Source organism: Bradyrhizobium sp. HKCCYLRH2015, assembly GCF_051168215.1.
Lineage (GTDB): Bacteria > Pseudomonadota > Alphaproteobacteria > Rhizobiales > Xanthobacteraceae > Bradyrhizobium.
Map to the genome: position 1 here is coordinate 15,251 of NZ_JBNPUO010000009.1, position 23,700 is coordinate 38,950.

Genomic DNA, 23,700 nt, shown 5'->3' on the forward strand with positions numbered 1-23,700 from the left:
GCGCGTCACATGGCTGCATTCGACACCGTCATCCGCAACGGCACCGTCGCCACCGCGAGCGACACGTATCAGGCGGATGTCGCCATCAAACAGGGCCGCATCGCCGCGATCGGCGAAACCATCACCGATGCCGATGAGATCGTCGATGCATCGGGCCTGCTGGTGCTGCCCGGCGGCATCGACAGCCACGTCCATATCTCACAGCCTTCCGGCCCCGGCATCATCATGGCCGACGATTTCGAGAGCGCGACGCGCGCCGCGGCGTTCGGCGGCAACACCTTCGTGATGCCCTATTGCCTGCAGGAGAAGGGCCAGCCGCTACGCGCGGCGCTGAAGGACTATCACGCGCTGGCCGAGCAGGCCTGCTATGTCGACCACTCCTTCCACCTCATCATCGCCGATCCCACTGATGCCGTGCTCGGCCAGGAGCTGCCGGCGCTGGTCGCCGACGGCTATTCGTCGCTGAAGATCTTCATGACCTATGAGGGTCTCGCGCTCAACGACTACGAGATTCTCGGCGTTCTTCAGGTCGCGCGCGAGCGAGGCGCCCTGGTGCAGATCCACGCCGAGAACTACGACGCCATCCGCTTCCTCACCGATCGTCTGGAGCGCGCCGGCCACATCGCGCCGTACTATCACGGCAAGTCGCGCCCGATTGCGGTCGAGCGCGAGGCCACCCATCGCGCGATCTCGCTGGCCGAGCTGATCGACGTTCCCATCGTCATCGTCCACGTCTCCAACCGCGAGGCGATGGAGGAGATTCGCCGCGCGCAGGCGCGCGGCCTGAAGATCCACGGCGAGACCTGCCCGCAATATCTGGTGCTGACCGAGGAGGACATGCAGGGCCTCAACATGGAAGGCGCCAAATATGTCTGCTCGCCGCCGCCGCGCGATCACGCGAGCCAGCAGGCGTGCTGGGAAGGATTGCAGACCGGCGTGTTCTCGCTGTTCTCGTCAGATCACTGCCCGTTCCGCTACGACGACGAGGCCGGCAAGCTGACCCCGAAGGGCCGCACCAGCTTCCGCTGGGTGCCGAACGGCATCCCCGGCGTCGAGACGCGCCTGCCGATCCTGTTCTCCGAAGGCGTCAGCAAGGGCCGCATCACCCTCAACCAGTTCGTCGCCTTCACCGCCACCAACCACGCCAAGACCTACGGCCTGAAAGGCAAGGGCTCCATCGCCATCGGCTACGACGCCGACGTCGCACTGTGGGACCCGAAAAAGACGGCGACCATCAGCCAGGCTGGTTTGCACCACGGCTCCGACTACACGCCGTATGAAGGCATCGAGATCACGGGCTGGCCGGTCGCGACCATGCTGCGCGGCAAGTTCGTCGTCCGCGACGGCGAGTTGGTCGGCGCCAAGGGCGACGGCCGCTACGTGACGCGCGGCAAGCCCGGCGCCGTGGCCTAACGCACGCTCGATCCTCGCGTCGTCGCGAGCGAAGGAGGAAGCAATCCAGTGTCGCGGGCGTAGCCCTGGATTGCCGCGTCGCTTCGCTCCTCGCAATGACGCGAGGATGGATCGCGCCCAACTCATCGCCGTCTGGCGCCAAACTCTCGCTGCAGCGTCGGTGCGCCCCCCTCCCCCTTGCGGCGAGGGGGCGGGGGTGGGGGTCCGCGCATTCCGCTCTCTCGGTGAGAGCACGTGTCGTGCAAGCGCCATCAGCATTCCACATGAACACCCGGATCCATCAGCGCGTCCCACGACCTTCAGCGCCGGCGGATCCCTACCCCCAACCCCTCGCCGCAGGGGGGAGGGGAGCTGACCTCGCGTGCCGCGTGAGCTCGCAGGTCACGATCCTCGCCCTCCCGCACCGCACTGCCGTGCCCTCGATTTCCCTTTCCTGCCCCGGATGCATCGAACCGTTGTTGCAACCCGGAGACATATCCTTGTCAGACGAGGAGTGCCGCCATGCCCGCGCTTGCATTTTCCAACAACGATATCGCCGTCGTCGCCTGGACCTTCGACCGCCGCCTCGATGGCTGCCTGGGCTTCGCCATTCACCGCATCGACATCGCCGATAACACCGACACGGTGCTGCCGGCGCTGGCGCGGTTTGCCGGGCAGACCGCCGACAGGCTCGCCACCGACCAGGCGCCGGTGCAGAAGTTCTGGTGGAAGGACCTCTATGCCAAACGCGGCGGCACCTACAAATATCGCGTCGTGCCGATGGGCGGCACGCCCGGCCAGACGCTGACGCCGCTCGCCGGCGTCGCGCCGCTGGAGAGCAATGCGGTCACGCTGACGCCGGAGCGGCCGCCGTTCCACGTCTATTTCAACCGCGGCATCACCGCGACCCAGGCGCTCAGCCATGCGCTGAACGACAAGCCGAGCGTGTCGGCGCTGGCGCCGCACATCCTCGATCCCGCCGATCCCATTCGCATCCGTCTGATGGGCCAGCTCCAGGACGGCCTGACCTCGCTGCTCGCGCGCGCCGATGCCGGCGGCGGCACCATCCACGCCGCGCTCTACGAGCTCAACGATCCCGACGGCCTGGAGAAGCAGCTCCACCAGAACCCGGCGAGCCGCACCGTCATCCTCGGCAACGAGCAGGGCAAGGACTCCGACGATGCCGATGCCGAGAACCGCGCCAATCTGAAGGCGGCCGGCGTCGCCGTGATCGACCGCATCCTCGGCAAGGGCAGCATCCCGCACAACAAGTTCATGGTGCTGACCGAGAACGGCAAGCCGAGCGCGGTGCTCTCAGGCTCGACCAACTGGACCTCGACCGGCCTGTGCACCCAGACCAACAATGCGCTGGTGGTGGAAAGCCCCGTGCTGGCGCAGCGCTATCTCGGCTATTGGAACGCGCTGAAGGCCGACGTCGCCGCCGCCGCCGGCAACAAGGCGGCACTGCAGTCGCAGACCTTGCGCGACTTCGCCCATGCCAACAATGCCGACGCGATCCAGGCACCGGTCGACCTCGGCCACGGCGTCACCGTCGAGCCGATGTTCTCGCCCAACACCCACGGCAAGCTCGGCAAAAATCCCGATACGCCCGGTGACATGGGCCGCGTGTTCGAACTGATGAAGGGCGCCAAGCACGCCGTGCTGTTCCTGGCCTTCGATCCCGGCAATAACTCGATCCTCGACGTCGCCGGCCAGTTGCTCAAGGACAAGCCCGATCTGTTCGTGCGGGGCGCGCTGACCAGCCCGGTGCGCGCGACCAACTTCTCCGCCGCGCTGCATTCCGGCGGTCATTCGGAACGTCCGGCGGAGGCGGGCGTGGAGGATACCGCGCCCCAGGTGACGGTGGTCGGCGAGGCCGGCAAGCCGAAGCAGCCGGGCGCCAGGGGCAGCATCGACTTCCGTGCGGTGCCGGCCGGCGCGGTGCAGGACGCGTTCGGCAAATGGGAGCGGGAGCTCGGCAAATACGGCTTCGCCATCATCCACAGCAAGATCGTGGTGATCGATCCGTTCAGCGACGACTGCGTCGTCGTCACCGGCTCGCACAATCTCGGCTTCCGTGCCTCGCACAACAACGACGAGAACATGCTGATCATCCGCGGCCACCGCGGTCTCGCCGAGGCCTATGCCTGCCACGTCCTCGACCTCTACGACCACTACGCCTGGCGCTTCCTGTTGCAGCAGCACCCCGACATCTTCGGCAAGCCGCTGCAGGGCGATGACAGCTGGCAGGACCGGTACATCAAGGGCGCCGAGGAGAAGTCACCGGAGCTGCGGTTCTGGCTGTCGGCGGCGGGTGGGAGTGGGGCTCCGGCCGCGGGGACGGTGCCGGCGAAGAAGCCGGCTGCAAAGACGAACCCTTCGACGACGTCCGACAAGCCCGTCAAGAAGACCGCGAAGAAGGCTGCCGCTGCAGCGAAGACCGTGGCAGGCGGCAAAAAGACGACGAAGAAAAAAGCCGCAAAGACGGCGACGAAGAAGGTCGCTGGAAAGAAGGCCAAAGCGAAGGCGAGCAAGAAGGCGGCCAAGAAGAAGACGGCAAAGAGCGCTAAGCGAGCAACGAAGAGCGGGGCGAGGAAGGGGCGCTGATGGCACTCGGCCTGCGCTGCGAGGTGCCGACCATCTCGATCCTTGCGACCGGCTCCTTGGCTTCGATGCTGCCGTCGGTCTTCTCGTAAGCTGTTCCCACTTCGGCGTCGGGTGAAAGGTTGCTTCCGACGCCGATGAGTCTTCTGCACATGGGCCGATGCAGCGAAAACCGGCAGGAAACTTTCGCGGACACGGCTTGCGGTCTGCGCTGACCCCAACGCAAGCCTGTCAGTTCGTGCTCGACCGGACGAATTTCGGCTTCTCAAAAATTCTTCTTTCGCTTTTACAGAATTTGTGTTTTACTCGCTCCGTCCCGCCCCAACGAGGGGACGCTTCGCGGTCGTCACGGACGTCGGGTGTGGGATGCGATGGGCGTTGGAGATCGCAGCATGGCTTGGCCGTGCCGACGAACGATCCCCGGCGCACGGTGAAATCGCGTGGTCCTGGCCTCCCGGTGCTGAGGCCAAGCCAGTGGGCGTTGCGGTCAAGCGCTGCCTGCGGGTGATGGGGGCAAGACAGCCGGTCCCCAGGGAGATCGCGTATAAATCGTAAAGCCATCGCGCGGGGAGGGCCGGGTGTTACGGCCAGACCTGTGGTGACTGCCGCCTGCTTTCTTTTCTGCAGGCGGGCCACGGGCGCGGCCAGCGCCCGGCCTTCCCTGCGCCCTCAGTTAGGTAGAGGGCGGTGAGAATGGCACATCACTCGGGCGCGGGGCGCTGCGAGATCGCGATGACGTGGGATGATGGATTTTGGAGAGATCGATGGCGGCGATGGTGCGCGTGGGCCAGGCGCCCCTTGCCTGATGAAAGGCGAGGGCGGCCGTGTCTGGTCGTTTGAGGCGTGCAAGCGCGGCGATCGCGGTGCGCTCCCCTCCCCCTTGCGGGGAGGGGTTGGGGGTGGGGGTTTCTTGCTCAGGACGAAGTTTGGGGCATGGGCCGATACGAGCGGCGGGATCAGTGCTTAGTCCGGTGGAGTGGGGTGAGTCTCGTGCAGACCTTTTCCTGGGCCCCCCAACCCCACCCCCTTCCCCCTCCCCGCAAGGGGAGGGGAGCTCACCGTCGGCATCGCAAGAGCGTGCCTCAAACGACACCCCCCACAAACAAAAACCCCGCCATTTGCGGCGGGGCCCAGTCTGGGAGGAGCAAGCCGTGAGGCCTGCCGGAGGACCCAGTGAAAGATCAGGCGGGGATGCGCTCGTCCATGTCGTGCGGCTCGCGCAGCACGTAGCCGCGGCCCCAGACGGTCTCGATGAAGTTGCGGCCCTCGGAGGCGTTGGCCAGCTTCTTGCGCAGCTTGCAGATGAAGACGTCGATGATCTTCAGCTCGGGCTCGTCCATGCCGCCGTAGAGATGGTTGAGGAACATCTCCTTGGTGAGGGTGGTGCCCTTGCGGAGCGAAAGCAGCTCCAGCATCTGGTATTCCTTGCCGGTCAGGTGCACGCGCTGGCCGCCGACTTCGACCGTCTTGGTGTCGAGGTTGACGACGAGGTCGCCGGTCTGGATGACCGACTGGGCGTGGCCCTTGGAACGGCGGACGATCGCGTGGATGCGGGCGATCAGCTCGTCCTTGTGGAACGGCTTGGTCATGTAGTCGTCGGCGCCGAAGCCGAGACCCTTGACCTTGTCCTCGATGCCGGCGAGGCCGGACAGAATGAGGATCGGCGTCTTGATCTTCGACACGCGCAGCTGCTTGAGCACGTCGTAACCGGACATGTCGGGCAGATTGAGGTCGAGAAGGATGATGTCGTAGTCGTACAACTTGCCGAGGTCGACGCCTTCCTCGCCCAGGTCAGTCGTGTAGACATTGAAGCTTTCGGACTTCAACATCAGTTCGATCGACTGCGCGACGGCGCTGTCATCCTCAATCAGCAAAACGCGCATGCCAGTTCCCCATAGTCGCCGCTCCGGGCGTCAGGTCGGCCGCCATCTGCGGCACTCAAAACGCCTTTGAACAACTGATTCGGATCCTGACGAGAGATGGTTAACAAATCCTGATTCCCCTCCGCAAGCTCTATCCGTGCAATTTTTATCGAATCGCCGTAAGGTGTTGCGATGAAGCAGTTTTTCTTAGCCGCTCTCGTTCAAGCTCCATGTTAAGAGATGGACCTAACCGACTCTCGGATCTCACCGCTTTTTGAGGGCGGCAAAGCGAAGCACGTCAGTCACTCCAGACCATGACGTAATGATTAATGATGCGAGTAAACACAGAGTTAAACCGACGACGCGAATCTGCCCCTACTTAAGGTTTTCGCAATGAAGGCTCTGGTGCAATGCCCTCGCTCTCGCAATGAAGGCGGTTTGGCAATGAAGGCTCTTCCGCAATGAAGGCTCTTCCGCAATGAAGGCTCTTCCGCAATGAAGGCTCTGGCCGAGCAGATCAGCGACATCGACGCCGTGAACACCTATGGGCGTGTCGTCGGCGTGAAGGGACTCATGGTGGAGATCGCCGGGCCGATTCATGCGATGTCGGTCGGCGCGCGCATCGTGATCGAGACCGGCAACAATTACATCCCTGCCGAAGTGATCGGGTTCTCCGGCAAGAACGCCGTGGTGATGCCGTTCGCCGGGCTGGAGGGCGTGCGCCGCGGCTGCCGTGCCGTGATCGCCAATGCCGCCAATCAGGTGCGGCCGTCGCCGGCCTGGCTCGGCCGCGTCATCAATGCGATGGGCGAGCCGATCGACGGCAAGGGGCCGCTGCCGCAGGGCGCCTCGCCGGTTCCCTATCGGAACAATCCGCCACCGGCGCATTCGCGACGGCGTGTCGGTGCGCCGCTCGATCTCGGCGTTCGCGCACTCAACACCTTTCTCACCTGTTGCCGCGGCCAGCGGCTCGGCATCTTCGCCGGCTCCGGCGTCGGCAAATCGGTGCTGCTGTCGATGCTGGCGCGCAACGTCGATGCGGCAGTGTCGGTGATCGGACTGATCGGCGAGCGCGGCCGCGAGGTGCAGGAGTTCCTGCAGGACGATCTCGGCGATGAGGGCCTCGCGCGCTCCGTCGTGGTGGTCGCGACCTCGGACGAGCCGGCGCTGATGCGAAGGCAGGCGGCGTATCTGACGCTCGCGATCTCCGAATATTTTCGCGACGAGGGCAAGGATGTCCTTTGCCTGATGGACTCGGTCACGCGCTTTGCGATGGCGCAGCGCGAGATCGGGCTGTCGGCCGGCGAACCGCCGACCGCGAAGGGCTACACGCCGACCGTGTTCACCGAGCTGCCGAAACTGCTCGAGCGGGCGGGGCCGGGCAGCGGCGAGGGTACCATCACCGGAATCTTCACGGTGCTGGTCGATGGCGACGATCACAACGAGCCGGTGGCGGATGCGGTCCGCGGCATTCTCGACGGCCACGTCGTGATGCAGCGTTCGATCGCCGAACGCGGCCGCTATCCGGCAATCAACGTCCTGAAATCGGTGTCGCGGACGATGCCGAAATCGGCCGACCCCGTATTCTTGCCGACGATCATGCGGGCGCGCCAGGTGATGGCGACCTATGCCGACATGGAGGAGCTGATCCGGCTCGGCGCCTATCGCGCCGGTTCCAGCCCGGAGGTCGACGAGGCGATCCGGCTGCACGAGCCGCTGGAGGCGTTCCTGCGCCAGCGCAAGGACGAGGTCTCGACGCTGCAGAGCGGGTATCGGGAGCTGGAACAGATCCTGGGGCGCTTGGAAACGGAAAGCTAACTTTGTCGGGTAATCATCCCCTCCATGTAACGAGCCTAGTCGGCGAGCCCAGCACGGGCGGCCGGCCCTGTCCCGCGCCGTATACGGGACTTCTGGGGAGTATGAGTCGATGAAGTCGCGCGAAACGCTGATCCGTCTGAAGAAATTTCAGGTGGATGAGAAACGCCGCCGGGTGACGCAGATCGAGGGCATGATCGCTGACTTCCAGCGCATGTCGGCCGAGCTCGAGCGGGAGATCCAGACCGAGCAGGAGCGGGCCGGCATCAACGACCCGACCCATTTTGCCTATCCGACCTACGCCAAGGCCGCGATCCAGCGCCGGGAAAACCTGACGCGCTCCGCCGACGAGCTGCGCACCCAGCTCGAGGACGCCAAGGCCGCGTTGTCCGAGGCGTTCGAGGAGATGAAGAAGGTCGAGCTGCTCGACGAGCGTGACCAGGCCCGCGAGAAGGCCGAGGAGAGCGCCCGCGAGCAGGCGGACATGGACTCGATCGGCCTGATGCGCGCCCGGCTCGGCGTCATCGCCTGAGCCCGTCGCCGTCACGGCTTTAGCTTTCGAAAACCCGGGCCGCGAGGTCCGGGTTTTTCGTCGCGCCCGCCCCGGTGGAGAGTTGCCCAGGACTTGTGCTACGGGAGGACGTAGGCTCGAACGAGGGAGTGGGGCGATTTTCGGGGACGCTGAATGCTGACGCCGGCAGAGCTGGTCTGGTTGCTTGCCGCTGTTGCCAAAGGGGACGAGGCCGCCTTCGAGCGCCTCTACGCGGCCACGCGCGCGAAACTCTATGGCGTCGTGCTCCGTATCTTGCACCGACAGGACCTCGCCGAGGAGGTCGTCCAGGAGACCTATGTGAAGGTCTGGAACAACGCCGCGCAGTTCAACCCGGCGGTGTCTTCCCCGATCACCTGGATGGCCGCCATCGCCCGCAACCGCGCCATCGATCTGGTGCGCAAGCGCGGCGAGCTGTCGTTGGAGGATGAGCCCTCCGCGCTCGAGGTGGCTGCCGAGACGCCGGACCCGCTGGCGCGCCGCGAGATGTCGGAGGAGCTCAAGCGTCTTTTGGAATGCGTCGGCCAGCTCGAGCCCGACCGCCAGAAGCTCGTGCTGCTTGCCTACTACAACGGCTGGAGCCGCGAGCAATTGGCGACCAAGTTCGAGGCGCCGGTGAACACGGTGAAGACCTGGCTGCGGCGGAGCATGATGGACATCCGCCAATGTCTCGGTCTCGGATGAGGTGCTGTTCGAGCCGGCGAGAGATCTTGTAGGTGACGTGATCTGGACCTGTGATGGCGTATAGCGAAGACCATATCGCGCTGGCGGCGGAATATGCGCTCGGGACGCTCGACGCCGCCGAACGGGCGCAGGTCGAGACCATGATGGCGGTCGACACCGATTTTGTCGCGCTGGTCCAGGCGTGGGAATTCCGTCTCGGTCCGCTCAACCAGATGGTCGGGCTGGTCGAGCCGCGCCCCGAGCTGTGGGAGCGCATCAAGGCCGAGATCGCGCAGTTGCGCGCGAACGCCGCGGCCGAGCCTGCGGCGGTTGTCGAGGTTCCGGTCGTCGTCGCTCCGCCGGAGCCGGAAACTGCCGAGGCTCCAGCGCTCGTCGCCGAAGCTCCGCCGGCCGATGTACCCAAGCTCGAGGCGCCAACCGTCGAGGTTGCCGAGATCGAAGCCGCGAAGATCGGCGCTCCCGCGATTCAGGTCGCTCCGCAAGACATCGGTGTCGAAGCCCCGGCCATCGCAGCCCGGCGAAATGCGCCTGCGACGGACGAGGTTGCGAACGACAACGCGAACATCGTTCGCCTCTCGTCCAAGGTCCGGCAGTTGCGCGCGGTCGCCAACATCATGACCGCGATCGCCGCCGTGCTGCTTGCGCTGGTCGGTGTCCAGGTCTACCGCCCCGACCTGCTGCCGCGGCCATTGCAGCCGAAGCCGCGAATCCAGACCGTCGAGGTCAAGGTGCCGGCCGTGCAGCCCTCGGCCCAGTTCGTTGCCCTCCTGCAAAAGGACGCGGCGTCGCCGGCGTTCATCTTGACCGTCGATGCCGCCAGCAAGAGCTACACCGTGCGCCGGGTCGGCGCCGCGCCGGAGCCGGGCAAGAGCTTCGAGTTGTGGCTCGTGTCCGACAAGCTGCAGAAGCCGCGCTCGCTCGGCGTGATCGGCGGCAGCGACTTCACCAGCCGTCCCGTCCTCTCGTCTTACGACGCCGACACAGTGAGTCGCGCGACCTACGCGGTCACGGTCGAGCCGGAGGGCGGGTCGCCGACCGGGCAGGCGACCGGGCCGATCGTGTTTACCGGCAAGCTGATCGAGACCGTGCCGCCGGCGCGTTGAGGCAAGCGGCCAAAAAGAAAACGCCCGTGGGGAGCGGGCGTTTTCAGTAGTCGACTTGGGGTTGGGTCTACTACATATCCACGCGGCCAGTTGGGGGGCTGTGAGAACCGCGTGAATTCCGGGAATTCCTGTCAGCGAACCAGCGAGGTCTCCGAGCTCGTCACCGCAATCGGCTTGCCGGCCTTGATGACCTTTGCCGTCTGCGTGTAGTTCGGCTCCGCGTTGAGACGGGCCGAGATGCCGAGGCCGGCCACCGCGATGCCAGCCACGAGCGCAACCACCACGATCTTGAGGTGGGTCGTCCGATCCGCGCTGTAAATCGAGTGGTTCATGGAAGCCTCCTGCCGTCTTCCGTCCTTCGCTGATTCGTGTGAGCCGGGAGCGTTCCGGTTCATCGTCTCGCGTCAACTAACGTAGGAAACCTCAATTCTGTTTCGTAGGCCGCATCACAAGTGTGTGATAATGCGTGATGTCTCGCGATCGAAAATCGCTAAAATGTCACTTTTTATAGCTATATCAATAATTTAAATGGTTGTTCGGTGTGCGGATGAAACTTCGGCCACCTAACGCAAAATTAAGAAAACGTTTGCCTGTGGCGGTAAAGCAAGGGGTGGTCCTGCCGGTAAAAACGGCACAAGCCGGCGCCTAGCGCCGGCTCCCCGGATGAAACGCGCTCGGGAATCCTCGGTTCCGTCACACGCTGCCCACCGTCTTCAGCCGCGCCCGCGGATGAATCTCCGCCTGCGACAGCACCGTGGTCTGGGCGCGGAAGCGCTCGACCAGCGAGCGGACGAAGGGCCGGATCGCCGCCGACGTCACCAGCACCGGCGACTCTCCTTCGCGTGCGGCGCGCTCGAAGGCGTCGCGCGTGGCGGTCATGAACTCCGACAGTTTCGACGGCTGCATCGCGAGGCTGCGCTCCTCGCCCTGGCCGATCAGCGATTCCGCGAACGCCTGCTCCCATTTCGCCGACAGCGCGATCAGCGGCAGGTAGCCCATCGGCGAGGTGTTCTGCGCGCAGATCTGGCGTGCCAAGCGGGCGCGGACATGCTCGACGATCGTGGCCGGGTTGCGCGAGAAGGCGAGCGCGTCGGCGATGCCTTCGAGGATGGTCGAGAGATCACGGATCGAGATCCGCTCCGACAGCAGCAGTTGCAGCACGCGCTGGATGCCGGAGATCGTGATCTGGGTCGGCACGATGTCCTTGACCAGCTCGCTCTGCTCCTTCGGCAGCTCCTTCAGGAGCTTCTGCACCTCGCCGTAGGAGAGCAGGTCGCTCATATTGGCCTTCAGCAGCTCGGTCAGGTGGGTCGACAGCACGGTCGCCGCGTCCACCACCGTGTAGCCCTTGAGCGTCGCCTCTTCCTTCAGGCCGGCGTCGACCCAGGTGGCGGGCAGGCCGAAGGTCGGCTCGGTGGTGTGGATGCCGGGCACCGCGACCTGGTTGCCGCCGGGGTCCATGACCATGAACTGGCTCGGCCAGATCTTGCCGGAGCCGGCGTCGACCTCCTTGATCTTGATGATGTAGGTGTTGGCCTCGAGCTGGACGTTGTCGAGGATGCGCACCGACGGCATCACGAAACCCATCTCGATCGCCAGCGACCGGCGCAGCGCCTTGATCTGGTCGGTGAGTCGGTCGGTACCGTCGGGCGCGTTGACCAGCGGCAGCAGCGCGTAGCCGAGCTCGATCTTGAGGTCGTCGATCTTGAGCGCGGCGGAGATCGGCTCTTCGGCGGCTGCGGCCGCGGCCGCGGCGGCGGCAGGGGCCGCAGCTTCTGCGGCGGCTTCCTCCGCCTTGGCCACGTCCTTCTGCTTGCGCGCCTGGAAGGCGAGCACCGCAGCGCCGCCGCCGAGCGCCAGGAACGGAAGGGTCGGGATGCCCGGCAGCGCCGCCAGCACCAGCATGACCGCAGCGGACATGCCGAGCGCCTGCGGATAGCCGGAGAACTGCTTGATCAGCGCCTTGTCGGCAGCGCCGCTGACGCCGGCCTTGGAGACCAGCAGGCCTGCGGCGGTCGAGACGATCAGCGCCGGCACCTGGGTGACGAGGCCGTCGCCGACGGTCAGCGTGGTGTAGGTGCGGGCGGCCTCGGCAAAACCCAGGCCCTGCTGGGCGACGCCGATGATGATGCCGCCGATGATGTTGATGAAGACGACGAGCAGGCCGGCGACCGCGTCGCCGCGGACGAACTTCGACGCACCGTCCATGGCGCCGAAGAAGCCGCTTTCGTCCTCCAGCTCCTTGCGCCTGACCTTGGCGACCTTCTCGTCGATCAGGCCGGCGGAGAGGTCGGCGTCGATCGCCATCTGCTTGCCGGGCATCGAGTCGAGGTGGAAGCGCGCCGCGACTTCGGCGATGCGGCCCGAACCCTTGGTGATGACGACGAAGTTCACCGTCACCAGGATCGCGAACACGATGATGCCGATGACGAAATTGCCGCCCATCACGAAGTTGCCGAACGCCTCGATGACGTGGCCGGCGGCATCGGTGCCCTCGTGGCCGCGCGACAGGATCAGCCGGGTCGAGGCCAGGTTGAGCGACAGCCGCAGCATCGTCGAGATCAGCAGGATGGTCGGGAAGGACGAGAATTCCAGCGGCGCCTGGATGAACAGGGCGGTCATCAGGATCAGGATCGACAGGGTGATCGAGATCGCCAGGAAAAGATCGAGCACCAGCGAGGGCAGCGGCAGGATCAGCACCACCAGGATGGTGAGGATGCCGAGCGCCAGCGCGATGTCGCCGCGCAGGACTGCCGTCTTGAGGTCAGCGAATGAGAACCCGCCGGCCGGAGACCCCGCGCCTTGACCCGCCGTGACGTCGACCATGGCTTTCGCCCCTTCCCGCGGGCCGCGTCTGCCGGCCCCAAACGACTGCGCGGCGGCCGATGGGCCGCCGTTCCGAACCTGAGGTACCGCGCCGGCGTCCACGGAAGCTCTCCTCCGTCAACTGCACCCGCCCACGACACGCACGTTCCACCCGGCAATTTTTGCCCGGTGTATGGTTAGCGTTCGGTTAATGGCGGTTAACAAAAGGTTGCGGGAGGGGATGGGCTCTCCCGCCGCATCTTCGATGGGCCGCCGCGGTCGGGGGCCTCGCCCTTCGAGACGCCCGCCTTTCGGCGGGCTCCCAGGGTGAGGGGAGGCGCTGTCAGGCTGCACGCCCGCCGACAAGCTCCGGTCCAAGCGCACGCTGAGCACGGTCGATGTCCAGCGCCGCTCTCGGAGCTCACCCCTCTCCATGAAGATGCTGTGAGCGTGTTCATGGTCAATGTGCAGCACCGCCTTTGGTGCCAGACCCTCATGGTGAGGAGCCGCGCAGCGGCGTCTCGAACCATGAGGCCCCCGCCGCGCCCGACACCAAGCTGCACGAATGAGCGTGTTCTCGCAGACATGAGCGATCGTCTCCCGCGGCGCATCGCGCCCGAGCTGTGCATCAGGTCCGCCCTCGAAACAAATGGAGGGCGCAGGGAAGGCCGGGCGCTGGCCGCGCCCGTGGCCCGCCTGCAGAAAAAAAGCAGGCGGCAGTCACCACAGGTCTGGCCCGGAACACCCGGCCTTCCCTGCGCGACGGTTGGAACGGCTTATACGTGGTCTCCCTGGTGCGCCGGGCTTGTTGGCCACCATCCCTGGCGCAATGCGTTTGCATTGCGCCACGTTGATACCAACGTCGGGGTATCAGGACCGCACGATTTCGCCGTGCGCAACGAACCGTTCGTCCGCGCGGCACGAGGCCACGCTGCGATTCGCTGCGCCCATCGCATCCCACCTCCCACGTCTCGTGACGGTCGCGACACGCCCCTCCGGCGGAAGCAGGACGGGGAGAGATATACATGATTTCGGAAAAAATGAAAGAGGAATATTTCGTCAAATCGAAATTCAGGTTTTCGGGTTCACCCGGTAGAGCTCCGCGCTCGCGCGTGGGACGGCTGCGCGCGTCGCGCAAAGCAATGTGGCCGTATCGTGCGGGTGGCACGGCGGGCGGCATCAAACTTTTCTGATCGCTGCGATCAGCGTTTGCGATTGGCGGTGAGGCACGTCGCTCTTTAGAAGTCTTCTAAATTAAATTCAGGAGAACCGAAGATGCATCCAACGAAGCTCCGCCGTCGTCTGCGGCTTACAGTGACAGCCGCCGGCCTCGTCGGGCTTGCATCGCTCATCGGGGTCGCTGCGCCCAAGGCGGAGACGCCGACACCTCCCCCAGCGCCGGCCTACCTCCCGACCATCAGCGACCTGATGATCGCGACCATCCAGCCGCGCCACCTCAGGCTTTGGATCGCCGGCCATAGCGGCAATTGGGCGTTCAGTGCCTATGAGCTCGGCAATCTCAAGGGCGCGTTCAACCGGGTCGGCCGGGCGCAGCCGCTGGTCGAGGGCAATTCGTTCGCCGACATGACGACGGCCGTGACGCAGCAGCCGTTCGACGAGCTGGCGCAGGCCATCAAGCAGAAGGACATCGGCCGTTTCGAGCGCTCCTATGCCGATCTTACGGCAGCCTGCAATTCGTGCCACCAGGCGCTCAATCGCGCCGCGGTGGTCATCAAGGTGCCGCAGACCGCCAGCGTTGCCGACCAGGATTTCACGTCCGGCTCGGAGTGATCGCGGGGAGATGGTGTCTCGCCTACAGCCTCACGACGATCTTGCCGAAATGCGAGCCGGACCGGAGATGGGCAAACGCTTCGGGAGCGTCGTCGAAGTCGTAGACCCGATCGACGATCGGATGGATCGTGTGGTCGGTCAGGAATCGATTCATGGCCGTGAAATGTTCGACCGAACCCACGGTGACGCCGATGATATCGGCATTCTCCCATTGCAGGCGGGCCAAGTCGGGCTTCGGGCCGAACCCCGTCAAGACGCCGATCTGGACGATCTTGCCACCTGACGCGACCGACCGCAGCGAGCGGTCGTAGGTGCCGGGTCCGCCGAGCTCGAGGACATGACTGGCGCCTTCGCCATCGGTCGCTGTCATCACGGCGACATCCCAATCGGGCGTGTCGCGGTAGTTGATCAGGATCGAGGCGCCAAGCGCCCTGGCGCGGGCGAGCTTTTCATCCGAGGACGAGATGACGATGGCGCGGGCGCCCAGCGCCGCGGCGAACTGAAGGCCGAACAGCGCGACGCCGCCGGTGCCCTGGACCAGCAGCGTGGCGTCCTTGCCCATTCCGCCGCGGGTGACGAGGCCGTGCCAGGCCGTCACGGCGGCACAGGGCAGGGTCGCGGCTTCGATCGACGTCAGGTGAGCCGGCACCGCGACCAGCGCCGTCGCGGGCAGCACCACGTACTCTGCCAGCGTGCCATCCATCGTGCTGCCGCCGAGGGATGACGGAACATAGCTTGCCTTGAACGGCCCGGAGATCCAATCGCGAAAGAACGATGCGGCCACGCGGTCGCCGGGGCGCCATTGAGCCACATCGGAGCCGACGGCATCGACGAGGCCTGCGCCGTCGGACAGCGGAATGCGACGGTCGAAACCGCCTTCACCCGCTCGGTCGAGGATCAGCAGGTCGCGGTAGTTGAGGCTTGCCGCCTCGACCCGGATGCGGACCTCGCCACGGCCGGGTTCGGGCTTGACGACGTCGGTGCGCACCAGGCGCCCCGCGCCCGCATGGCCGTTCAAATGATAGGCTTTCATCGTTGCTCCCTTCACAAGCGGACTCCACTTGGATGAGCACGATCTGTAAGGTCTGACAGCGCTGTCAGGGTCAAGAGGGTTTCAGATGAAGATCGGCGAACTCTCCCGGAGGACGGGAGTGAGCATCCGGATGCTGCGATACTACGAGGACGAGGGCTTGCTTGCGCCGCAACGGACCGCGTCCGGCTATCGCGACTACGGGCCGGCGGACGAAGAAGCCGTGCGCCGGATCAAACTGCTCGGCGCCGCCGGGTTGACCCTCGAGACGATCAAGCAGTTGCTCCCGTGCGTGCGCAACACCCGTCCGGACTTCCGGCCTTGCGACAATCTGCGACGCGTGCTGGCGCAGCAGGTCGGCCTCATCGATCAACGCATCGCGGCGCTCAGCCAGAGTCGGACGGTCCTCGCAGGCTTTCTATCGAGCGTGAACTGATCGCCATTCACCCGCCTGCCCAGGAGAGCCCGCATGAAGCTCTATTCGTTCTGGCGGTCGCTCGCGAGCTTTCGCGTCCGCATCGCGCTCAACCTGAAGGGCGTCGCCTACGAGCAGGTGGCGGTCGATATCGACCGGCAGCAGCATCGTGGCGGCGGCTATGCCGCGCTCAACCCGCAGATGGCGCTGCCGGCGCTCGTGCTCGACGACGGCACGGTGCTGACGCAGTCGCTGGCGATCCTCGATTATCTCGACGAGGCCTGTCCTGGCGCTGCGCTGCTGCCTGGCGACGCCAAGGGGCGCGCGCGGGTGCGGGCGCTGGCGGCGATGATCGCCTGCGATGCGCATCCGCTGACGACGCCGCGGGTGCAGCGCTATCTCACCGAGGTGCTGCACGTGGACGACGCGGCGCGCGCGGCCTGGCTCAGGCACTGGGCCGCGGAGATGCTGGCCGCAGTCGAGGCCCAGCTCGCCGGCCATGCCGCGACCGGCCGGTTCTGCCATGGCGATGCGCCGACGATGGCCGACATCTGCCTCGCCGGCCACGCCGTCTTCGCGCGTAATCAAGGCCTCGACCTCGGCGCGACGCCGACGGTGCAGCGCGTGTTCGAGGCGGCGATGGCGCTGCCGGCCTTCGCCTCCGCCCATCCGTTGGCGCAGCCGGATACGCCGGCAGCGCTGCGCGGCAAGCCGGCGGCGTCGTAGCCTCCTCTCTTTGTTGAGCATGATCCTTTCGGAAAACCGGTTTCCACTTTTCCGGATCATGCTCTACGCCACCACCAGCAGCGCTATCGCGCCGGCTGGCTGCCGTCCCGTTTCATCCAGTCGCGGAACTGCTCGAACAGGACCCTGGTCTCGTCCTCGCTCATCCGCCGGCCGCCGGTCGGCGCCCGCGTGCTCATCCACGCGTCGAACTGCTGCTTGACGGCGGCGCCGTCGGCCTGCGGCGGGCGCGTGCTGGCCAGAAGCTCCTCCGCGGCGCGGAAGCGGGTCCAGCCGGGCAGTGAGGAGGCGAGGTTGATCTCATTCCATTTCGGGTGGAACGGCGGCTGCTTGAACTGGTCGAACCGCTTGAACAGATAATCGACGAAGCGCGCGACGCGGCGGTAGCGTTCGGTCTCCGGCGGCCAGTTGTAGACCGCCAGGACTTGCGGCACGCCGATCGTCTCGACGCTCTCGCCGGGCTTGAGCAGATTGGGATAGTCCTGCGAGGTCAGCTTGGTCGGCACGTAGTAGTCCTGCAGGCTGCGCGCGAACGGAATCGGCAGGAAGTGAAAGCCCGGCTCGGGCTTGAACTTGGCGAACAGATCGGTCGGCTTGCCGGTGACGTGGACGACGCCGGCGATCTCGCCGCTGCGCATCTTCTCCAGCGCCAGCGAATTGTTGATGAACACCTTCTCCGCGCCGATCTTGAGCCGGTCGAACACGATGCCGCCGGTGAGGTTGGCGGCGCTGCCCACGGTGTTGAAGGAGACCTTCTTGCCGGCGAGATCCTCCAGCGTCCTGATCTCCGGGCGGACATAGACATGCATCTCGTTGATGTAGAACGAGCAGATGTAGCGGATCCGGCTCTTGATGTTGGCGAGCGTGCCGTTGCGGACGAACTCGTCGAGCACGTCGGCCGAGGTGATCGTGACGTCGACGCCGCGCAGATAGAGCAGGTCCTCGATGTTCCCCAGCGCGCCGTAGGTCACCATCGGCAGCACGCGCAGGTTCGGCCGGTCGTCGAGCACCTTGGCCATCTCGGCGGCGAAGCGGATGTTGGTGCCTTCGAGCAGGCCGCCGGCGATGCCGACCGTCCATTCGTTGGACTCCTGCAGCTTGCCGCCTTCGCCGGCCGCGACGGCCGTCGCCGCCGCCGGCCTTCCGGTCCGCGCCGTCTGTGCCATGGCTGGCAGCAAAGGTGCCGCCAGACTCAATCCCGCCGCAACGACGCAACTCAACACCGCGACCCGCATGCCCCAAATTCCTCCGTTGCCGGCCACACGGCGATCGTGAGGCACGGCCGATTTTCGCGCATTATCTCCTTGGTTGACGAATGAGGTCTACTACTCGCCGGTTGGTCGCAGCCGGGTCTGCTGCGAGGCGCATCATCGCCACCAAAAAGCCATAGGCTTGATTGCGCCTCGGTCTGGACGGAGAAACGCCGCGGTATCAGTCCGCGAGTCGTCGCCTGATCGCACCCGGCCGAAATGGCACAGTGGAAACCGGTGCAGCTTGCGGTTGTGGGGCCGTTTGTCGCTGGACGTTCGTGCGGCGGAGCTTCCCGGCCTGCTGCGAGATGCCGACCTCGGCGATGCCGGCGCGATCAGGCGCCGGTCTTGCCGGCCTTGGCGCAATAGTCCCGCCAGAACTGCCGGTAGCCGGCCTCGACGCAGCGCGTGTAGTTGGCGACGTCGCCGGCCGGCGAGCGCGCGACCAGGCCGGGCAGCTCGGGCCGCAGCTTTGCCAGCAGCTCGGGCTGCGCGGCAAAGCGCTTGGCGATCCGGATGTAGCCGTCGTCATCGCCGGCGACCCAGTCGGCGAGGCCGGCCGCGGTCAGGATGCCGCCCGCGGCGCGCGATGCCGCGCCGGCGCCGAGCTTGGCGACGACCGGCACGCCCATGTAGAGCGATTCGAACGTCGAGATGCCGCCGTTCTGCGGGAACGGATCGAGCGAGATGTCGATGCGCTCGTAGGATTTGAGATGCTCGATCCGCTCGCTGGCGCCGAGGCAGAGGATGCGCGCCTCGGGCACGCCCTGGGCGACGAAGCGGGCGAGCAGCCCGTCGCGCACCGCGGGATCGTTCAGCGCGAGATGCTTGATGACGAGCTTCGCGTCCGGGATCTCGGCGAGCAGCCGTGCCCACAGCGCGATCGCCGCGTCCGAGATCTTGTCGATGCGGTTGTAGACGCCGAAGGTGACGTGGCCGTTCGTCAGCATCGGCAGCGGCGACGGCGGAACGTCGCGCACCGGATCGATCGTGATCACCGAGGGCAGGTCGTGGACGTGCTCGGCGAACAGCGGCCGGACGCTCTCGGGCACCGTGACCGGATCGGCGAAGAAGTAGTCCATCGTGGCGAGGCCGGTGCCGGTGCCGCTGCCCCAGGCCGTGACCTGGATCGGCGCCGGCTTGCGCGCGAACACCGGCATGCGCGTGCCCGTGGTGTAGCCGGAGAGATCGACCAGGATGTCGACGCCGTCGGCCTGGATGCGGTCGGCCAGCTCGTCGTCGGAGAGGCTGGAGGCCTCGACCCAGACGTCGGCAATCGACTGGAACGTCGCGGTGTAGGAATCGTGCCGCGGCGAGGTCGAGTAGCAGTTGACCTGGACCTGCGTCTTGTCGTGGCCGCGCAGCACGGGCAGGAAGGCGAAGGCCGCCGAATGCATGCGGAAATCGGCCGAGACGTAGCCGACGACAATGCGCCTGTCGGGATCGAGCGAGCGCGGCGCAAGCTTGCGGCGGGGGAATTTCGAGCCGACCGCCATCCACCAATATTGCCGCGCCGCCTGCTGGACGGCGAAATCGGCGCCGGGCAGGAAGTCGAGATAGAAGATCTTCTTGGTGATCGCCTCGTCATAGTCGGGCTGCACCGCGAGCGCCTGGTCGAATTGCGCGATGGCGCCGGTGACGTCGCCGAGCCGGCCGCGGCAGGCGCCGAGCAGGGTGAGCGCGACCTGCGCCTTCGGATTGGTGTCGAGCACGCGCTTGCAGGCGGCCATCGCCTGCGCGACGTTGCCGTTGAGGATGCAGATCTGCGCCTTGCCCTGCCATCCGATCTGCAGATGAGGATCGAGCGTCACGGCGGCATCGAAATCGGCCTCGGCTTCCGCCGTGCGGCCGGAGATCATGTAGAGCCGGCCGCGATGCGCCCGCAGCTCGGCATGGGCCGGGCGTGCGGCCAGCGCCGCATTCAAGGTCGCTTCCGCCAGCTCGTAATGGTGCAACTCGAGATGCGCGAGACCCTTGTTGACCGTGGCCTCGAAATGGTTCGGATTGAACGCCAGCGCGCGTTCGGCGCTGGCGGCGGCGGCGTCCCAGCGCCGCAGCATCAGCTCGGCGACGCTGCGATTGCACCAGGCGTCGACGTCGTCGGGCTTGAGCTCGAGGGCGCGTGTCGCGGCGGCGAGCGAGGCCTCGCCCTGTCCGAGCCGCAGCAGCGCGATGGCGTGGTTGCGCAGGGTGATCGGCGCGTTCGGCCGCAGCGCCAGCGAGCGCTCCAGCGCGGCGCGCGCCTCCGCGTAGCGCTCGCAATTGATCAGCGCCCAGCCGAGATTGGACTGCGCGTCGGCGGAATTCGGCTCCATCGCCACGGCCTGGGTCAGGAAGGCGGTGGCCTCGGCGAAGCGCGCCGACGACACCAGCGACACGCCGAGCAGATGCATCGCATCGAAGCAGCCGGGGACTTCCTGCAGCAGCTGCGCGCACAGCGCCTGCGTCTCCGCCTGGCGCCCGGCCTGGAACGCCTTGTACGCCGCCGCCAACTGCGTCTCGACGAGCTTCTTCTGCTTCTTTTCCTGCCGTGCCTTCTGGAAGGCGCGCGAACCGACGGTGCTCAAGGACTTGGGTCTCCGGACAGACAGGACGGCAGGGCGTCGGATGCAGCGACGCGCTGCGGCCGGCAACCGGGCCGCCGCCATGCCCGGCGGCAGCAAAGCCCAGGATGTCCTGTGGTCGTCCGGTCGCCGGCCACGCGCAGGCGCGACGCGGCAAAGCTTGCCCGCGCCATGGTTAGCAAATGGTTAACGGGGTGGCGGGAGGAGCCTTTGCGCCCGCGAATGCCCGGAGAACGACGGTGGCAGGTCGCGCAGGGCGGATCAGCGCCGCGTCATCCGCCCGCTGCCGATGTCACGCCGACGAGAGGGCGCCGCCCTAGCCGGGCACTGCCGTCCGGCACAACATTGCAACGCGCGCTCACTCGGTGCACCCATCGACCAGCACCAGCCGGCTGGCCGTGGTGCGGTGCCGGACCGCGAACAGGTCCTGGATCTCGGGATCAGCGAGGAAGTCGGTGGCGTGCTGGCGCGACGGGAATTCCAGGATTACGATGCGCTCTGGCATCCAGCCGCCTTCGACCGGCGTTGGCACCGCGCCCTGGACGATGTAGCGGCCGCCATGCCTGGCGATGAAGGCGGGGATTTTCTCCATGTAGGTCTTGAACGCCGGGAAGTCGTGAACGGCGAGATCGAGGACGAGATAGGCTTTCATGACATGCTCCACGCAGGGAGCTGCGATCATACGATCCAAACTTGGAGTGCAAACCCATCCGCCCGCCGGTGCGTGACCGGATCCCTCCGCAGGCCATTCCGGGCTCGCGCTGGCGCGCGCTCCGGAATGGCGGTGGAGAGAGGGATGGCTCGAATCGCTGCCGCCTACTTGCCCTTCTCGATCTTGGTCACCGTGTAGCCGGAGGCGTCCTCGACCGCCTCGAACTTCACCTTGTCGCCGGCCTTGAGGCCTTTCAGCAGCGCGGCGTCCTTGACGCGGTAGACCATGGTCATGGCCTCGTCCATGCCGAGGCTCTTGGCCGGGCCGTGGTGGAGCGTGATCTTGGCGTTGGCCTCGTCCACTTTCTTGACGTCGCCGCTGATCGCCTCGGCGGCCAAGGCGGGGGCAACAAGCGCAAGGGCCAGCGCGGCAGCGGTCGTGAGCTGAGCGAATGTCTTCATGTGTCGTTCCTTCTGCTTCAATTGACTCGATGCGTAGGGCGGATCAGCGAAGCGTGATCCGCCGCGTTTCTGAGGGGGTGCCGAATGGCGGATTACGCTTCGCTAATCCGCCCTACGAACTACGAACCTGCCGTCACTTGACGGTCACGTGGCCGGTCATGCCGAACTCGCGGTGGTCGGGGATCAGGCAGGAATATTCGAACGTGCCGGGCCTGGTGAACCGCCACAGCAGCTCGGCGGTCTTGTTCGGCGCGAGCCGGGTGCCGTTGGGCTCGTCGTGCTCCATGTGCGGGTGCTTCTTCATGACCGCGGCGTGCTTCAGGTTCTCGGCCTTGGTGGCGAGCAGGAACTCGTGATCCTCCTTGCCGGTATTGCGCAGCACGAAGCGGATCTGCTCGCCGCGCTTCACCTCGATGCGCGCCGGCGTGAACTCCATCTCGCTCAGCAGCACCTCGATGGTGCGCGACGGCTGCTTGGGATCGCCCGGCTGGCCCGCGGAATAGCCGCGCGATCCGTGCGCCTCATGGGCATCAGCCGGTGCGGCGATGATCATGGCGGTGGCCAGCGCCGCGCTGATCGCGATCGGAATCTTCATTCGTAGTCTCCAGTTCGTTGTGTGGCGTTTAGTGCATCTGTCGTCAGCGTTGTGTTCGGATCTGCGTCGCGGCACTCCCGGTTCGTGGCGGCGGCTCCGGCGCGCTCGCGACCTCATAGGCCACGGTGCCCTTGGGGAACTGATAGGGGCCGGGATCGCGGTAGTCGTCGCGGGCGAGGCCCTCGCGCACCTTCACGACCGTGAACATGCCGCCCATCTCGATTCCGCCGAACTGACCGCTGCCGGTCATCATCGGCAGCGTGTTGTCGGGCGAGGGCATCTCCATGTTGCCCATCGCCATGCCGGTGTTGCCCATCACCATGCCGTCGGGCGCGAGCTTGCCGACCGCGGCGGCCAGCTCTTTGCGCGGCACGCCGATCAGGTTGCGCATGTCATGGCCCATCGCATTCATGGTGTGGTGCGACTTGTGGCAGTGGAACGCCCAATCGCCGGGATTGTCGGCGGTGAAGTCGAGCACGCGCACCGCGCCGACCGGCACGTCGGTCGTCGTCTCCGGCAATTGCGCCGTTTCCGGAAGCCAGCCGCCGTCGGTGCCGATCACCTTGAACTTGTGGCCGTGCAGATGGATCGGATGGTTGGTCATGGTGAGATTGCCGATGCGGACGCGGACGCGATCGCCGAGCCGCACCGGCAACGGGTCGATGCCGGGAAACACCCGCGCATTCCAGGTCCACATGTTGAAGTCGGTCATCTCGTTGACCTTCGGCAGATAGCTGCCGGGCTCGATGCGGTAGGTCGACATCACGAACACGAAGTCGCGGTCGGCCGGCGGCGGGACATGGTCGCGCGGATGCACGACGATCATGCCCATCATGCCCATCGCCATCTGCACCATCTCGTCGGCGTGCGGGTGATACATGAACGTGCCGGCATGCTTCATCTCGAACTCGTAGACGAAGGTCTTGCCGGGCTTGATGTGCGGCTGGGTCAGGCCGCCGACACCGTCCATGCCGCAGGGCAGGATCACGCCGTGCCAGTGCACGGTGGTGTATTCCGGCAATTTGTTGGTGACGAAGATGCGGAGCTTGTCGCCCTCGACCGCCTCGATGGTCGGACCCGGCGACTGGCCGTTGTAGCCCCACAGATGCGTGGTCATGCCAGGCGCGAACTCGCGCGTGACCGGCTCGGCGACGAGATGGAATTCCTTCCAGTCGCCGTTCATGCGGAACGGCAGCGACCAGCCGTTGAGCGTCACCACCGGCTGATAGTCCGGGCCGGCGCTGGGATGCAGCGGCGGCTGCATCACCGCCTTGTCCATGGTCGGCGCCTCCGGAATGGAAGCAGCCTGGACGCGGCCGGAGACGGCGGAGGCGCCGGCCAGCGCCGCGGAGCCGAGCAGGGTTCGGCGTGACAACATGATGG

General features: G+C 66.0%; 20 protein-coding genes. 10 read left to right on the top strand and 10 right to left on the bottom strand.

The window, feature by feature from the left end; all coding sequences use genetic code 11:
* The first annotated feature begins 9 nt into the window (after positions 1-9).
* Positions 10-1,413: a dihydropyrimidinase gene (hydA, locus tag ACQR1H_RS23075; RefSeq protein ID WP_434908236.1), complete on the top strand. Its 1,404-nt coding sequence runs from the start codon at positions 10-12 to the stop codon at positions 1,411-1,413.
* 501 nt (positions 1,414-1,914) lie between these two features.
* On the top strand, positions 1,915-3,999 hold the full coding sequence (locus ACQR1H_RS23080) for a phospholipase D-like domain-containing protein (protein ID WP_434908237.1): 2,085 nt from the start codon (positions 1,915-1,917) through the stop codon (positions 3,997-3,999).
* A 1,178-nt stretch (positions 4,000-5,177) separates the two neighbouring features.
* Here ACQR1H_RS23080 and ctrA read toward each other — a convergent pair.
* Complete coding sequence (gene ctrA, locus ACQR1H_RS23085) at positions 5,178-5,879, bottom strand: response regulator transcription factor CtrA (RefSeq protein WP_012046382.1); 702 nt, start codon at positions 5,877-5,879, stop codon at positions 5,178-5,180.
* Between the two features lie 474 nt (positions 5,880-6,353).
* On the opposite strand from ctrA, the gene fliI reads away from it, so the two are divergent.
* From fliI to ACQR1H_RS23105, 4 genes are all read left to right on the top strand, one after another.
* Positions 6,354-7,676 (top strand): flagellar protein export ATPase FliI, encoded by a 1,323-nt coding sequence (fliI, locus tag ACQR1H_RS23090; RefSeq protein ID WP_315803231.1) that lies wholly within the window; start codon positions 6,354-6,356, stop codon positions 7,674-7,676.
* A gap of 109 nt (positions 7,677-7,785) precedes the next feature.
* Positions 7,786-8,205, top strand: coding sequence for a flagellar export protein FliJ (fliJ, locus tag ACQR1H_RS23095; protein WP_315714036.1), 420 nt, complete (start codon positions 7,786-7,788; stop codon positions 8,203-8,205).
* 153 nt (positions 8,206-8,358) lie between these two features.
* Positions 8,359-8,907, top strand: coding sequence for a sigma-70 family RNA polymerase sigma factor (locus ACQR1H_RS23100; RefSeq protein ID WP_315714037.1), 549 nt, complete (start codon positions 8,359-8,361; stop codon positions 8,905-8,907).
* A 53-nt stretch (positions 8,908-8,960) separates the two neighbouring features.
* The gene (locus tag ACQR1H_RS23105; protein WP_316177500.1) at positions 8,961-10,010 is read left to right on the top strand and encodes an anti-sigma factor; all 1,050 of its coding nucleotides are present in this window, start codon (positions 8,961-8,963) and stop codon (positions 10,008-10,010) included.
* Positions 10,011-10,141: 131 nt separating this feature from the next.
* Here the strand turns inward: ACQR1H_RS23105 and ACQR1H_RS23110 are convergent, their stop codons facing one another.
* Both ACQR1H_RS23110 and flhA read right to left on the bottom strand, forming a co-directional pair.
* Positions 10,142-10,342, bottom strand: a complete 201-nt coding sequence (locus ACQR1H_RS23110; protein WP_315803233.1) for a hypothetical protein — start codon at positions 10,340-10,342, stop codon at positions 10,142-10,144.
* Between the two features lie 361 nt (positions 10,343-10,703).
* Positions 10,704-12,836: a flagellar biosynthesis protein FlhA gene (gene flhA, locus ACQR1H_RS23115; RefSeq protein WP_434863796.1), complete on the bottom strand. Its 2,133-nt coding sequence runs from the start codon at positions 12,834-12,836 to the stop codon at positions 10,704-10,706.
* A gap of 1,004 nt (positions 12,837-13,840) precedes the next feature.
* On the opposite strand from flhA, the gene ACQR1H_RS23120 reads away from it, so the two are divergent.
* Positions 13,841-14,008, top strand: a complete 168-nt coding sequence (locus ACQR1H_RS23120; RefSeq protein WP_315803235.1) for a hypothetical protein — start codon at positions 13,841-13,843, stop codon at positions 14,006-14,008.
* A gap of 82 nt (positions 14,009-14,090) precedes the next feature.
* Positions 14,091-14,606, top strand: a complete 516-nt coding sequence (locus ACQR1H_RS23125) for a cytochrome family protein (RefSeq protein ID WP_434908238.1) — start codon at positions 14,091-14,093, stop codon at positions 14,604-14,606.
* 22 nt (positions 14,607-14,628) lie between these two features.
* On the opposite strand, the gene ACQR1H_RS23130 is transcribed toward ACQR1H_RS23125, so the two are convergent.
* Positions 14,629-15,639, bottom strand: a complete 1,011-nt coding sequence (locus ACQR1H_RS23130; protein WP_434908239.1) for a zinc-dependent alcohol dehydrogenase family protein — start codon at positions 15,637-15,639, stop codon at positions 14,629-14,631.
* A gap of 85 nt (positions 15,640-15,724) precedes the next feature.
* On the opposite strand from ACQR1H_RS23130, the gene ACQR1H_RS23135 reads away from it, so the two are divergent.
* Entirely contained in the window at positions 15,725-16,072 is a 348-nt protein-coding gene (locus tag ACQR1H_RS23135) for a MerR family transcriptional regulator (RefSeq protein ID WP_316177507.1), read from the top strand.
* 33 nt (positions 16,073-16,105) lie between these two features.
* Entirely contained in the window at positions 16,106-16,777 is a 672-nt protein-coding gene (gene maiA, locus ACQR1H_RS23140) for a maleylacetoacetate isomerase (RefSeq protein WP_434881241.1), read from the top strand.
* Between the two features lie 83 nt (positions 16,778-16,860).
* Here the strand turns inward: maiA and ACQR1H_RS23145 are convergent, their stop codons facing one another.
* From ACQR1H_RS23145 to ACQR1H_RS23170, 6 genes are all read right to left on the bottom strand, one after another.
* Positions 16,861-18,030: a TAXI family TRAP transporter solute-binding subunit gene (locus tag ACQR1H_RS23145; RefSeq protein ID WP_316237624.1), complete on the bottom strand. Its 1,170-nt coding sequence runs from the start codon at positions 18,028-18,030 to the stop codon at positions 16,861-16,863.
* A gap of 350 nt (positions 18,031-18,380) precedes the next feature.
* Complete coding sequence (locus tag ACQR1H_RS23150) at positions 18,381-20,612, bottom strand: tetratricopeptide repeat protein (protein WP_316237623.1); 2,232 nt, start codon at positions 20,610-20,612, stop codon at positions 18,381-18,383.
* 355 nt (positions 20,613-20,967) lie between these two features.
* Positions 20,968-21,261, bottom strand: a complete 294-nt coding sequence (locus ACQR1H_RS23155) for a DUF1330 domain-containing protein (RefSeq protein ID WP_434840224.1) — start codon at positions 21,259-21,261, stop codon at positions 20,968-20,970.
* A gap of 164 nt (positions 21,262-21,425) precedes the next feature.
* On the bottom strand, positions 21,426-21,722 hold the full coding sequence (locus ACQR1H_RS23160) for a copper-binding protein (protein ID WP_434908240.1): 297 nt from the start codon (positions 21,720-21,722) through the stop codon (positions 21,426-21,428).
* Between the two features lie 133 nt (positions 21,723-21,855).
* Entirely contained in the window at positions 21,856-22,317 is a 462-nt protein-coding gene (locus ACQR1H_RS23165) for a cupredoxin domain-containing protein (protein WP_434908241.1), read from the bottom strand.
* Positions 22,318-22,360: 43 nt separating this feature from the next.
* On the bottom strand, positions 22,361-23,695 hold the full coding sequence (locus ACQR1H_RS23170; protein WP_434908242.1) for a multicopper oxidase family protein: 1,335 nt from the start codon (positions 23,693-23,695) through the stop codon (positions 22,361-22,363).
* Positions 23,696-23,700: the final 5 nt, after the last annotated feature.